At 30.3% G+C, this 13,248-nt stretch carries 15 protein-coding genes; 2 read left to right on the top strand and 13 right to left on the bottom strand.

Annotated features, from left to right (window positions below; genetic code table 11):
• Position 1: 1 nt before the first annotated feature.
• Positions 2-706: a response regulator transcription factor gene (locus tag LEBU_RS10825; protein WP_015770360.1), complete on the bottom strand. Its 705-nt coding sequence runs from the start codon at positions 704-706 to the stop codon at positions 2-4.
• Between the two features lie 208 nt (positions 707-914).
• Between LEBU_RS10825 and LEBU_RS10830 the strand changes: the two genes are divergently transcribed.
• Positions 915-1,259: a hypothetical protein gene (locus LEBU_RS10830; protein ID WP_015770361.1), complete on the top strand. Its 345-nt coding sequence runs from the start codon at positions 915-917 to the stop codon at positions 1,257-1,259.
• Positions 1,260-1,466: 207 nt separating this feature from the next.
• Here the strand turns inward: LEBU_RS10830 and LEBU_RS10835 are convergent, their stop codons facing one another.
• The 9 genes from LEBU_RS10835 to pheS form a co-directional block, all read right to left on the bottom strand.
• The gene (locus LEBU_RS10835; RefSeq protein ID WP_015770362.1) at positions 1,467-1,961 is read right to left on the bottom strand and encodes an HRDC domain-containing protein; all 495 of its coding nucleotides are present in this window, start codon (positions 1,959-1,961) and stop codon (positions 1,467-1,469) included.
• 36 nt (positions 1,962-1,997) lie between these two features.
• A complete protein-coding gene (locus tag LEBU_RS10840) occupies positions 1,998-2,465 on the bottom strand; it encodes a DUF4825 domain-containing protein (protein ID WP_015770363.1) in 468 nt (155 codons plus the stop codon).
• 30 nt (positions 2,466-2,495) lie between these two features.
• Positions 2,496-4,892, bottom strand: a complete 2,397-nt coding sequence (gene pheT / locus LEBU_RS10845) for a phenylalanine--tRNA ligase subunit beta (protein WP_015770364.1) — start codon at positions 4,890-4,892, stop codon at positions 2,496-2,498.
• Positions 4,893-5,495: 603 nt separating this feature from the next.
• The gene (locus LEBU_RS10850) at positions 5,496-6,329 is read right to left on the bottom strand and encodes a hypothetical protein (protein ID WP_015770365.1); all 834 of its coding nucleotides are present in this window, start codon (positions 6,327-6,329) and stop codon (positions 5,496-5,498) included.
• Between the two features lie 26 nt (positions 6,330-6,355).
• Entirely contained in the window at positions 6,356-7,210 is an 855-nt protein-coding gene (locus tag LEBU_RS10855) for a YwqG family protein (RefSeq protein WP_015770366.1), read from the bottom strand.
• A gap of 30 nt (positions 7,211-7,240) precedes the next feature.
• Positions 7,241-7,708 (bottom strand): GNAT family N-acetyltransferase, encoded by a 468-nt coding sequence (locus tag LEBU_RS10860; protein ID WP_015770367.1) that lies wholly within the window; start codon positions 7,706-7,708, stop codon positions 7,241-7,243.
• Between the two features lie 21 nt (positions 7,709-7,729).
• Positions 7,730-7,996: a type II toxin-antitoxin system RelE family toxin gene (locus tag LEBU_RS10865; RefSeq protein ID WP_015770368.1), complete on the bottom strand. Its 267-nt coding sequence runs from the start codon at positions 7,994-7,996 to the stop codon at positions 7,730-7,732.
• Positions 7,996-8,208: a hypothetical protein gene (locus LEBU_RS10870; protein WP_006805360.1), complete on the bottom strand. Its 213-nt coding sequence runs from the start codon at positions 8,206-8,208 to the stop codon at positions 7,996-7,998. The genes LEBU_RS10865 and LEBU_RS10870 overlap by 1 nt, the downstream gene beginning before the upstream one ends.
• A gap of 20 nt (positions 8,209-8,228) precedes the next feature.
• Positions 8,229-9,248: a phenylalanine--tRNA ligase subunit alpha gene (gene pheS / locus LEBU_RS10875; RefSeq protein WP_015770369.1), complete on the bottom strand. Its 1,020-nt coding sequence runs from the start codon at positions 9,246-9,248 to the stop codon at positions 8,229-8,231.
• Positions 9,249-9,443: 195 nt separating this feature from the next.
• Here pheS and LEBU_RS10880 point away from each other — a divergent pair, with 195 nt between their 5' ends.
• Positions 9,444-9,815, top strand: coding sequence for an ArsR/SmtB family transcription factor (locus LEBU_RS10880; protein ID WP_015770370.1), 372 nt, complete (start codon positions 9,444-9,446; stop codon positions 9,813-9,815).
• 113 nt (positions 9,816-9,928) lie between these two features.
• On the opposite strand, the gene LEBU_RS10885 is transcribed toward LEBU_RS10880, so the two are convergent.
• The 3 genes from LEBU_RS10885 to LEBU_RS11930 all read right to left on the bottom strand — a co-directional run bounded on the left by LEBU_RS10885 (position 9,929) and on the right by LEBU_RS11930 (position 13,209).
• Positions 9,929-11,182, bottom strand: a complete 1,254-nt coding sequence (locus LEBU_RS10885; protein WP_015770371.1) for a Glu/Leu/Phe/Val family dehydrogenase — start codon at positions 11,180-11,182, stop codon at positions 9,929-9,931.
• Between the two features lie 191 nt (positions 11,183-11,373).
• On the bottom strand, positions 11,374-12,972 hold the full coding sequence (locus LEBU_RS10890) for a prolyl oligopeptidase family serine peptidase (protein WP_015770372.1): 1,599 nt from the start codon (positions 12,970-12,972) through the stop codon (positions 11,374-11,376).
• 69 nt (positions 12,973-13,041) lie between these two features.
• Positions 13,042-13,209, bottom strand: a complete 168-nt coding sequence (locus LEBU_RS11930; protein WP_157859527.1) for a hypothetical protein — start codon at positions 13,207-13,209, stop codon at positions 13,042-13,044.
• Positions 13,210-13,248: the final 39 nt, after the last annotated feature.

The following is a 13,248-nucleotide window of genomic DNA, read 5'->3' on the forward strand; positions in this document are numbered from 1 at the left end:
ATCATTTTCCCTCCACAATTAGTTTGTAGCCTAATCCTTTCATTGTTATTAATGACACAGGATGGGAAGGGTTAATTTCAATTTTTTCTCTAATACGTCTTATATGTGTCATCAGTGAATTTGTATAAACATAGGCATTTTCGCCCCATACAGCTTCACACAATGTATCAATGGTTACAATACGTCCTGCGTTTCGGTAAAGAGTCTGTAATAATTCATATTCCTTTGCAGTTAACGGTATATTTTTATTATCTTTTACAATTTCTCCACATGAAAAATCAATTTGACAGCCATTCAAATTTACAATTGGGCTTTCTTTTTTGTAAGTTCGCCGCAAAATTGCTGTAATTCTAAACAAAAGTTCTTTTGGCAAAAAAGGCTTTACAATATAGTCATCCGCCCCTAATCCAAAGCCTTTGAATTTATCCTCATCTTCTCCACGTGCTGTAAGAAATAATATTGGATAATTACTGGTTTTTCTCAACTTTTCCAGTAATTCAAAACCGTTTCCATCTGGAAGCATAACATCCAATATCGCTAAATCAGGCTGTTTTTCTTCAACGCATTTCATAGTTTCCTTCACACTTTTTGCAGTCTGTATATTTTTATACCCGTAATCAGCTAAAATTGATATAGTCATATCTAAAATTTCCTGCTCATCATCAACAATTAAAATACATTTATTTGTCAAATATTTTTCAATCATTTCAAAATCTCCTTTTATTGCTATTTAAAATTTTATCAATTAATTATAGCATATAAATTAATTTCAGTTTTTTATTTTTTAAAAAAGTAAGGTAAATGTAAAGTAGAGAGAATGTTATCGTAAGGTTGATGTGGTAATATATGAGTGTAGGAAAGGAAGGAAGTATAAAATAAATATAAAAAATTTAATAGATGAGAGGAAGATTATTATGAAAATGGAACTAATAAAAAAATTAAGCGATGATGTTTTTGCAGATAAAAAACAACATTTAATGGCTAGCAGAATAGCATTAATTATGAGCGTAGTACCTATTTTAAGTCAAGTTATGTCAATATTTAAGGTAAATTATGTAATAGCGCATATGTTTGGTGCAGTAAATGCCTTGTGTATTCTAGGTTCTTTCGTGTTGTCTGTTTTATGCATAAAAAATCAAAAAAATCGTAATTTTATGAATGTTTGCTCAATAATAATAAGTGGATTTTTTATGCTTGTTGTTGCAGTGTTGATGGTTATAGGTTTAATTTATACTATTGCCTATGTGGTAAAACATTAAAAGAATTAGGAATTTTTGTATAATATTGTTTCAGATATTTGAATTTCATATTATAAGTGAAAAATCTGATTAGATAAAAAAGGCTGTCTCATAAGGTTCATTTTATGAAACAGCCAATTTTATAAAAAAAACATAATTCAAAAATTTTCCAATTCTTAAATTTATGTTTTATAAATTTCTTTAAAAAAATCTTAATATCTCAAAAACTCAACTTTTCATATCATAAAAATTTTCCAAAATCAGCAAAAGCTCTTCTCCATAATCTCTAATTTTCCGTTTTCCCATTCCCTTTAACTGTGAAAGTTCTTCAATATTTTTAGGATTAGTTTTTGCAATATTCGCCAAAAGCTGGTTTGAAGCAATAATATATGGTGGATAGCCCAAAAGCTGTGCTTCTCCTGCCCGCCATTCTTTTAATATCTTGTATAGTTCCATTTCATCTTCTGTCAAATATTCCATATAATTTTTGTTAGTCTCTTTAAATTCTTTTCCATCTTGTGTAAAATTATCTTTTCCAGAATTTTTATTAAATTTATCTGCTTTTTCACACTCAACAAAAGCCGTCCAGTAATATTTCCCCTCCATTTTCACCAGTTCAGCCTGATACTTCACAATTTGCACATTCCCCAGCACTCTTTCCAATTTTTCCTGCTCAAATTCCCCTATATTTTCATTAAATGGTAATGTTACTATTTTTAACACCTCAATTTCCCCCTCTTTATTTAAAATTTGTAACTTTTATTCATTTAAATATTTCACAAATTCCTTTTCATTCATCCCAATTTCTTTAGTATTTTTATTCACTTCAGCCTTTAAGTAATTATCAACTTCATTTCTAGTAAATTCGGCTATAATTTTATTATTTGAAATATCTTCATATTTCACAAATGATAAATTTTCAATTAAAGCAAATAACAAAGCCGAATTCTTAAGAAACTCATTTTTTTCAGGAATTTTTCCAGAATTTATATTTAATTTCACAAGTATTCCATAAGGCTCTTTTTCTGAAAGAATTTGTACCGAATTATAACTTGCTTCTTTGGGATATTTTAAATTTGATAAAATATTTATTACTTTAGAATTGTCGCCTACATATTTTGTTTTGTATTCGTAAATATTTTTTTCTGAATTTTGTGATTTACCACACGCTGTAAAAATAATACATACAGTTAATAAAATTATTATTTTTAATTTTTTATTTTTCATAGCGATCACCTCATAAATTCATGATAATTTTTATTGTCTTAAAACCGCCCCATAATCTTTCTCAACTTTAGCCACAATCTTGTTGGAAATGTCTACAATTTCTTTTTCTTCAAGTGTTTTACTCTTATCTCTTAGAACTACGCTGATTGCCACACTCTTCATTCCTGGCAGTACTCCTACACCTTGATAAATATCGAATAATTCCACTTTTTCTATTTTCTTGTCAACTTTCTGGATTGTTTTTAAGACATCTCCAACTAGGATTTCTTCCTTCATAACGAATGCAAAATCTCTTGGCACGGCAGGATATTTTACAATTCCCTGATAATTTGCCTTTTTACCGATATATTTCTGAATCAAGTCAATGTTAAATTCTCCAACTAGAACAGATGTTTTCCCTAAGTCAAAGTTTTCTAGCACATCTGGATGAATTTCTCCAAAACTTCCAATTAATTCACGTCCCACAAACACGTCAACTGAACGTCCAGGGTGGAACTGACTTTGCTCAGAACGTTTTATCATATAGTTATTAAATTTAAGCTGTGTAAAGATTTCTTCTACAATTCCCTTTAAATCGTAAAAATCGTAAGGAACAGGTTTTGGATTCCACAATGTCTTGTCGTTTTCTCCAGCCAGAATTATTCCCAATTTCACTTCTTCTTTTGCCAATTCTTCGGCTTTTTCAAAAGTTCTGCTCACTTCAAAGAATCTGATATTTGAAACATTTCTGTTAATGTTGTCCTTTGCGTTTTTGATAAGGCTGTAAAGCAATGTCGGACGCAATGTTACAAAATCCTCTGTAATTGGTTTTAACACATCAATCAGTTTTTCCTGTGCAACTGTATATTTTATTTTTTCCATTGCATCTTTTGGAACAAAGCTGTAGTTGATAACTTCCTTAAGTCCTGCATTTGCTGCAATAAGTTTTACTTGCGTAGAAAGTTTTGTTGTGTCAATAACTGGCTGTTCGCTAATATCCAGTTTTGGTAAAATGTTTTCGATATTGTCAAAACCATACATTCTGATAATTTCTTCAAAGTAGTCCTGCTCATTTTCCAAATCGTCACGGTAACTTGGTGCAGTTAATGTCAAAGTTTCTCCATTATCTATAACTTCGATTTCAAGTCTAGTTAAAATTCCAACAACAGTTTCACGAGGAATTGCTTTCCCAACGAAACGGTTCAGTCTTTCAAAATTAAGTTCAGCAGACTTTTTCTCATAAGGAACAGGATAATTGTCAACAGCTCCAGCCAATATTTCTCCACCTGCTACTTCCTGAATCAAATTCGCAAGTCTATTTATCACATTAATCGCATTTTCCTCGTCCACTCTTCTTTCAAATCTGTATGAAGAATCACTTGATAAAGTCAATCTTCTTGACGTTTTTCTCACATTTTGCGAGTTAAAGTTCGCCACTTCTAAAAGGATATTTTTTGTATTTTCAGTAATTTGTGAATTTTCTCCGCCCATTACACCACCAAGTGCTACGGCTTTCACTGCATCTGAAATTACAATATCATCACTATTTAATTCTCTTTCGTGTTCATCAAGCGTAACCAGTTTTTCATTTTCAAGCCCTGCTCTCACAACAATCTTTCCACCTTCAATTTTATCCAGATCAAAAGCGTGATTAGGCTGATTAAGTTCCATCATAACAAAATTTGAAGCATCTACAATATTATTAATACTTCTAATTCCAATGGATTCTACTCTTTCCTTAAGCCATTTTGGACTTTCCTTAACAGTTACATTTTTAATAATTCTAGCCACATATCTTTTTGCCAAATTACTGTCTGAAATTTCAACCGAAATATTGTCGGCAGTTTTTTCGCTACTTTCAGTATTTATCACAAAACTAGGATATTTAACTTCCTTTCCGTAATAAGCCCCCAGTTCTCTTGCAATCCCAATATGCGATAAACAATCAGGACGATTTGGCGTAATTTCCAGCTCAAACACAGTATCATTAATTCCCAAATATTCCTTCATTGGTATTCCGGCAGGTGTATCTTGAGGTAAAATCATAATCCCGTCAGAATCCTTACCAATATTCAGTTCTTCTTCTGAACAAAGCATTCCATTTGATTCTACACCTCTTATCTTCCCTTTTTTAATAACAAAGTCTTCAGCCAGTTTTGCTCCAACCTGTGCTAAAACAACCTTATCCCCAGCCTTATGATTAGACGCACCACATACAACCTGCAAAATTTCCTTCCCATTATCCACTTTACAAATCGTCAAATGATCCGAATCAGGATGCATCTCCTTTTCAACAATATGTGCCGTTACAACATTTTCCAAGTTTTCCCCCAGCACCTCAATTTTTTCCACTTCCTGCCCAATCATAGTAAGGGCATTTTCCATTTCATTTATTTCTATTCCATCTAAATCTATATACTGCTTTAACCAGTTTAACGAAATCAGCATTCTTTTTTTCTCCTTATTTTTCTTTTTTTTATTTCAAATATATTATACAATCTATTTTATTAATAAATGGTAATCCAAGTTTTTTGATTAGTAATTATTTTTTCTTTTTATTTATCATAAGTTTTTCTAAGCAGGGAGATCAAACGCCATCTCCCTGCACCCACGCTTTACGCAAAACTTTCTTATAAAAGAAAAAGAAAACTCGATTTTTAATAAAGATTATTTCATTTCTTTAAGTAATTACAATTTAAATTACATTCAAAAATCTCAAACAGTTCTTTTTCTTTTAACGAAATTTTACTTATTATTTTTTAGTATTACAATTGGTATTATTAAATTAAAAATGTCGTGATTTTTTGGAAATAAAAATTACTGTTTGAGCGAAGCGAGTTTCAATTTTGTTTTCAAAAAATTCTTAGACAAGCCAGGGATAGTGCGTAGCACTTTCGCCATTCTCTTTAATATGCTATTATTTAAATATGTTAAAATAACTATTATTGCGAAATAAAGGGAAATGGCGATTGATTTCCCTTGCGTTTAGAAAAAGAAAAAACATAGAATTTATAAAAAGATATATATTAAATCAATATTCATACTATAAAATTAAATAAAAATATTTTTTACTACTTTTATAAATAATTCAGGTTTTTCTATATACTTCATATTTTTTGAAAAAATAATTTCTCCTGTTTTCTTCTCAATTTGTATATTTTTATTGTTCTTATTTTCTAAAACCGTAATTTTTCCAATTTCCTTCCAAAAATAATTTTCCAAAATCTTGTCTTTTTGATTTTCCATTCTAATTCCATTTTTATCTAAAAAAATATATTCAGAAATTTTGACTTTTTCCAAATTTTTATCCATATTCAAGCTAAGAATCTTATCTTTCGCAGAATCAATTTCTTCAATAATTCCAAACTTAAATTCAAAATCATCTTGATTTTTAACTTTTTTATCAAATTCATTTTTCAAAACAAATTCAACATAATTTTTTACAAATAATTTTGAAGCCAATTTGTTTAATTTTAAATTTATTGTAATTTTTTCTAATTTTTTTTGATTTTCTATTTCAATAACGAGAAATTCAACATTATCAGAACCATTTTTTAAATTTAAATAAAAATAATTTTTCACATCTTCAAAAAATATTTTTTTCTTTTTCAAGACATCTTCAAAGCCATTTTCATAAAAAATATATTTCCCAACAGAACTTTCATCCATTTTCAGCCGTAAAAACTGAATTGGCACAAATGCCACAACAAAAATTCCAATCCAGAATAAAAACTCAAAATAATTTTTTCCCCAGTTCACAAGCGATGAAATTATAAGGAAAAATCCCAAAATAATGCAAATTGCCATAATAAATGTAGTTTTTATAATCAAAACTTGTGAAATTCCAGCTTTTCCAACTGTTTTTCCTAATATTTTTTCTTTCATTTTCCAAAATTATCCTATTTTTATTTTTAACTGCAATCCCAGTTATAAAGAATTTCTGAAAAATCTTTATTTTTCAACTTTTCACGATTTATAAAAAAGTTTATTACGCCAGCATCTCCGATACAAACTTTCCATTTTCCTTTGGTTTTATCATGTTCACTGTCAAGCTGAAACAGCAATGTATCATATTTTTGGTATTTTTCCTCATATTTTCTTGGATCTTCCTGTGTAAAATATGGAAAACCTTCACATTGTGAGTGATAATCATCTGAATAATCTATTAAGTTCTGCAACTTTTCATAAAGTTTCAATTCTTGTGCTGAGTCTAAACTTTTCTCTTCACAAATTTCGTCAAATATATCTTCAAAAAAATCTTCAAATCTTTCTTTTTCAGTTTGTAATTCAAAATTCATTTTATAACTTTGATTATCTTCTGTAACACCATATTCTTCAAATTTTTGTGGATTATAAATATCTTTTAACTTTTCTGTATTGTAAAATTTCCCAATTTCTTCATGATAAATCACTCTAAATCCATTTTGAACAGTTTGCCCCAAATTAAGTCCCATAAGACTATCGTTAGCTACAAAAAATTGTAAAATTCCTTTTTTGGGAAAATCCTTCAATCCTCTCAAATTTTCACAATTAATCTGTGCAACCAAAAACATCTCATTTCCATCGGACGTTTCTGGAATTTTTTTTCCTATCGGAACATAGGGTAATCCCATAACTTTACTATCTGTTATTTTTAGTTCATCTTTCGCCAATGTAATTTTTGTAAAAGCCTTTGTTTGCGCAGTTTTTTGATATTTATCCCAAATTTCATCATAAACTTTTTTGGCAAATTCATCATCAATTTTTATTTCTAATTCATTTTCCATTTTTAACCTTCCAATTAAATTAGTAATTTATTATCTAAATTTTTCCATTCTTACAATTCCTTCATCATCTGCTTTATTTACTTCATTTTTGCAACTATATCCCATTTTTTTGTAAAATTGTACAGCTGTAATAGATGCAGGTACCTCGATTCTTTTGGCTCTTAAAAAATATTCATCTTTTTCCAATGTTTCAATAATTTTTCGTCCTATTCCCTTTCCCTGATGTTCAGGCGATATAAAAATAGTAAATAAAGAACTCTCATCAATTTTATTCCAATATGGTGCAATTGCTCCACATCCAATAATATTTCCCTTTTCTTCGGCAACATAAAAATGTGTCCACGAGGCTCTTTTAAGAACATTTTCAGGCTGGAAATTATTTACGTGATTTTCTATTGAATCAGTAGAATAATCTTTTATATTCGTTTTCCGCAATGTCTCAATAATCAATTTAGATACTTTTTTAGCGTCTTTTTCCTCAAATCTGCGTATTCTCATATTTTTCTCCACTTTTTAAATTTATTTATAAATCTCTTTCCTATGTCCAATATCAAAAATATAAATTGTTATTTTTTCATCAATAATTATAGCTAAAATTCTGTAATTTCCAACTCTATATCGCCATTTTCCCTTATATTTACCTTGTAGTGCTTTTCCCTGACTACGTGGATTTTCAAGTTTTTCAATTATTTCCTTGATATAAGTTTTTATTTGTTTTTGGGATTTTTTATCCAATTTTAATATACTCTTTAATGCTCTTCTATCATATTCTACAATATAAGCCATTATACACCTACTAAATCCCAAAATTCATCACTAGAATAAAATTCTCCATCACTTTCCTCAATTGCCTTATCCAAATCTTCGGAATCTTTCAAATCTTCCAGATATTCCTGTAACAAAGCAGATAATACTTCATTTTCATTTTTTCCAATTTTTTTGACTTCTTTTTTAAATTCATTTATCAAATTTGAATTAACATCAACCTTATATATCATTTTTTCTCCCCCAATACTAATTAAAATTGATTCAAAAACCTCTCATCATTTTCAAAAAATGCTCTCAAATCATCAATTCCATATTTAAGCATTGTAATTCTTTCAAGCCCTAGCCCAAATGCAAAACCTTGATATTTTTTCGGATCAATTCCAACACCTTCCAGAACTTTCGGATTTACCATTCCACTTCCTAAAATTTCAAGCCATCCAGTTCCTTTACAAACTCTACATCCAGCTCCTTTACAAACTCCACATTCTACATCCATTTCAGCAGATGGCTCTGTGAATGGGAAAAAATGCGGACGGAATCTTACTTTTCTGTCTTCTCCAAATATTTTTTTCACGATATTTTCCAAAATCGCTTTAAAATTAGCAAAAGAAACGTCTTCTCCAATCATAAGTCCTTCCATCTGATGGAACATTGGCGTGTGGGACACATCGTAGTCTGGACGATAAACTTTCCCAATCGAAATCATTCTAAATGGCGGTTTTCTGTCTTCCATATATCTAATTTGCATACCAGAAGTCTGTGTTCTTAGCACAACATTTTCTTCTTCGATGTAAAATGTATCTGAAATTTCACGTGACGGATGTGTTTTTGGAATGTTTAATGCGTCAAAATTGTATTTTACATATTCCACTTCTGGTCCATCCACAATGTCAAATCCCATTGTAGAAACAATGTCCTTTATTTCCATAACTGTCTTTGTAAGCGGATGAAGCGAACCCACGTTAGCCTTTCTTCCTGGCAAAGTCACATCTATAGTTTCATTTTTCAGTCTTTGCTGTTTTGCAATTTCCTTCAAGTCAGTATTTACTTCTTCAAATCTATTTTGCAGTACATTTTTTATTTCATTCGTAACTTTCCCAAATTCAGCCCGCTTTTCAGCCGCAATCCCAGCCATTCCCTTCATAATAGCTGTAAATTCCCCTTTTTTCCCCAATATTTTAACTCTCAAGTCATTCAATTCCTCAAGGTTTTCCACCTCTTTAAGTTTTGCTAACACTTCTTCTCTCAAGTGTGCCAATTTGTCTAACATTTTTCCTCCTATTTTACTTCATTTTGTAATATGCTTAAATTTATTTTCATAAAAGTATTATAGCATATTTATTATTAAAAAGTAAAAATTTTAGTTTTGATAATATAAATTTTTCTAAAAATTATACGTTCTTGTTTTAATTTAAATATTTGGTATGATATAATGTAGTGTATAATTTTAAATCTGGAGGAAAAAATGGCTATAAAAGAAGAAGAAAATACAACTTATGAAACAAAAGCCATTCATAAAGATGTTGTTAAAAGAGTGGAAAAAACTATGCCAAAAGAAGAAATCATATATGATTTAGCTGATTTTTTTAAAATATTGGGAGATACAACTAGAATGAGAATTTTAAGCGCCCTTTTTCAAGAGGAGATGTGTGTTTATGATATTGCAAATTTATTGAAAATGACACAGTCTGCGATTTCTCATCAGCTGAGAGTATTAAAACAGGGAAGGTTTGTAAAACATAGAAAAGAAGGAAAAATTGTATACTATTCTCTAGAAGATGAACATATAAAACATATCGTAGAGCAAGGAATGATACATATTTTAGAAAAAAGATAATTTTTTAAATTTTATGGCTATATATTATTAAGGCATGTTAATTGTATCAAACAAAAAAGGCTTTCCTATTTAATATTAATAGAAAAGTCTTTTTTTAATTAGTTAATTATAAATTAATACCATCCTCTTAATTTCATTGCTTTTGAAATTCTTTCGATACTCTTCATATAAGCTGCATTTCTTAAGTCTACTTTATATTCATCTGCTAAAGCCCATACATCTTCAAATGCTGTTGATAATAATGCATCTTCTTTTTGTTGAACTTCTTCAAATGACCAGTAGTAGCTTTGTAGGTTTTGTACCCACTCAAAGTATGAAACTACAACTCCACCTGAATTTGCTAAAATGTCAGGGATAACTACGATTCCTTTTTTGAATAAGATTTCATCAGCTTCTGGAGTAGTTGGTCCGTTTGCTCCTTCTGTAATTACTTTTGCTTTAATTCTATCAGCATTTTCAGAAGTGATTTGGTTTTCTAAAGCACATGGTGCTAAAACGTCAACTTCCAATTCTAATAATTCAGCATTTGTAATATCTTTTCCGTAACCTTTGTTTGTTAAAATACGTCCATTTTCTTCAAAATCTTTGATTACAGCTTCCATGTCAATTCCATTTTCATTGTAAATTGCAACATGAGAATTTGAGAAAGCTATAATTTTTGCACCATCTTTATGTGCATAGTAAGCTGTGTAGAATCCTACATTTCCAAATCCTTGTACAGCATAAGTTGCTCCTTTAACATCCATGTTCAATTTTGCCAATGCTTTTTTAGCTGTTAAATGAACTCCGTATCCAGTTGCTTCTGTTCTTGCTAATGATCCTCCAAATTCTAATGGTTTACCTGTAAATACACCTTTTGTTGATTTTCCTGCAACTTTTTCATAAGCCTCTACCATCCAAGACATAATTTGTCCGTTTGTGTTCACGTCTGGAGCTGGTATATCAACTTTTTCTCCAATGATTGGTGAAATTGCTGTTGCAAAACCTTTAGAGATTCTTTCTAACTCAGCTTTAGAATAATCTTTAGGATCAATTGCCATTCCACCTTTTCCACCACCATAAGGGATTCCTGCTACTGAACATTTGAATGTCATCCAAGTAGACAATGCTTTTACTTCATCCTTAGTTACATCTGGATGGAATCTAAGTCCACCTTTGAAAGGTCCTACTGCATTGTTGTGTTGTGATCTGTATCCTATAAATGTTTTAACTGTTCCGTCGTCTAGTCTTACTGGGAACGATACTTCAAGCACTCTCATAGGATTTTTTAGGATTTCATAAACAGCTGGATCTGCATTTAATTTATCACAAGCTGATTTTACTTGTTTTTGTGCAATCTCAAATGGATTTAATGTTTCTCTTGCCATCTTTTTTACCTCACTTTTCTCTAGTCTATTCTGATTTTTAAATCTCTCATTAAAAATCTTCCCTACCGTTACATCATACTACAATTTTATATAAAATTGCAAGTATTTTTTGCAGAACACCTGTTATTTTTAGTATCGTGAAGTTTTACAATCATACATTTTACCGTACAAAACAAATATCAAAAAAATTTTTATTTTTTAGCATTTTTTGTCTGAAAATTCATCCATTCAAATATATTTTCAAATGTTTTTCCCTTAACAACAGCCTTTTCGCTTCCACCTCTTCCAGCATTGCTTGGCTCAAATCCAAAAGTCTCTGTATCTCTGGAATTTTTTATTTTATTCCTGTCTTGTACCCCTTCCACTTGGTTATTCAAGAAATATATCCACGAAAAATGTCCAGGAAATCTTGAATTTGATACATCTGTTCCAACTACGTTTTCATAATATGAAAACCATGCATTGTCTGCTCCTGCTTTTAATAAATCTTGATACGTTGGAAGTGAGAATTTGTTTGGTATAACAATTTTATCATCGGCTGCCGCAATAAACCACACTGGCGTTTTTTTCATTTTTTGAATTTTTTCTCTCGTTACCCATAATTTATTTGTTTCAATAAATTTTGAAATTATACTGTTGTTTCCATTTATTGTAACTTTAATGTTATTTTTCTTGTAGGTTCCATCGGAATTTTTTTCATATTCGCGGTAAGCATACGCTTCGCAAATCGGTACAGCTGCAGCGAAATAATTTGGATAAGTAATTATCATATTTACAGTCATATATCCGCCGTTTGAATCTCCAGCAAGATAAATTCTGTCTGTATCAACATACGGATTATGTTTTACGTATTCCTTAATTGTGTCCATCAAAATTTGAGTATATCTGGAAATTCCACTTCCATTTCCGTTAGTTCCATCTCCTTCGTCCATCCAGTACGTTGGCGACTGCACAGCTAGCACAAATGCACCTTTCGTATCAGTTCCTCCAGAAGTAAAATATTTCTGAATTTCCTCTTTTGCAAGTGCCGAAGTTTCTGTTCCCAAAATATCAATATCAGGATCTGTTCCCCCTTCTCCTTGTCCATGAAGCCAAATAATTAAAGGTTTTTTTACTCCTGATTTTAGACTTTTAGGCTCATAAGCTGCCATTTCCAGTTTCAGATTTTCCATTTTTTTTGTAATCGGATTTTTGTAATTTCCACTAAATGAACTTCTATAATTGAATAATTCTGTATCAGTTGAGACTCTATTATTAATTACATTTTCTTTTTTATTAACTAAGTAATCTTTCCCATTAACTGTAACTTTTCCTTCAATTTCCACAATATATTCTTTTGCCCATTCATTAAAAAATTTTTCTCTATTATACATAAATGGTGTCCCTTCATACTTCAAAGTTTTTGTATCAAACTTATTTTCCAGCTCAAGCGTAATAATTCCTGTGTCAAATGCTTTTTCCCCTTTTCTATCAGACACATAAATATTTTCTACTTTTCGTTCAAATCCATTCGTTTTCACTTTCCAGCCATCTTTATTTAAATTTGTTATTCTGTAATCATTCATTTCTAAAATAATTTTGCTAACAGCAGGTCCACTCTCAAACCCTTGTACAAAAATACTGACTTTCTTCACACCAACATAATTCGATAAATTCACAGTTTTTCCACTCACTTTCCCACTATCAGTTCTTTTTCTTCTCACTTTTTTCCTGTTCCCACGTGTCGCACCATTTCCGATTACTCCAGCAATTAGCATAATAAACAAAATCATTGCTAAACTTTTTTTCATAAGTAATCACTCTCCTCATTTTTTATATTTTTAAAAAAAGCAGGAGATATAAACTCCTGCCAAATTTTACTATTTATCAAGTTTTACAAACATATACGTTAATGCAAAACTCACTCTTGCTCCTACTATTATTGAAATTAGATATAAAGGCATTTGCGCATGTGAACTACTCCCGCTTTTAGAAGCGGGAGCTTCTTGGGAAGTATCTGCTTTTGCTAGCCAAAATATATTTACCAAGCTCTTCGGATAGTTCCTACCCTGCTTTCTTTTATTTTC

The sequence above is a fragment of the Leptotrichia buccalis C-1013-b genome (genome assembly GCF_000023905.1).
GTDB lineage: Bacteria > Fusobacteriota > Fusobacteriia > Fusobacteriales > Leptotrichiaceae > Leptotrichia > Leptotrichia buccalis.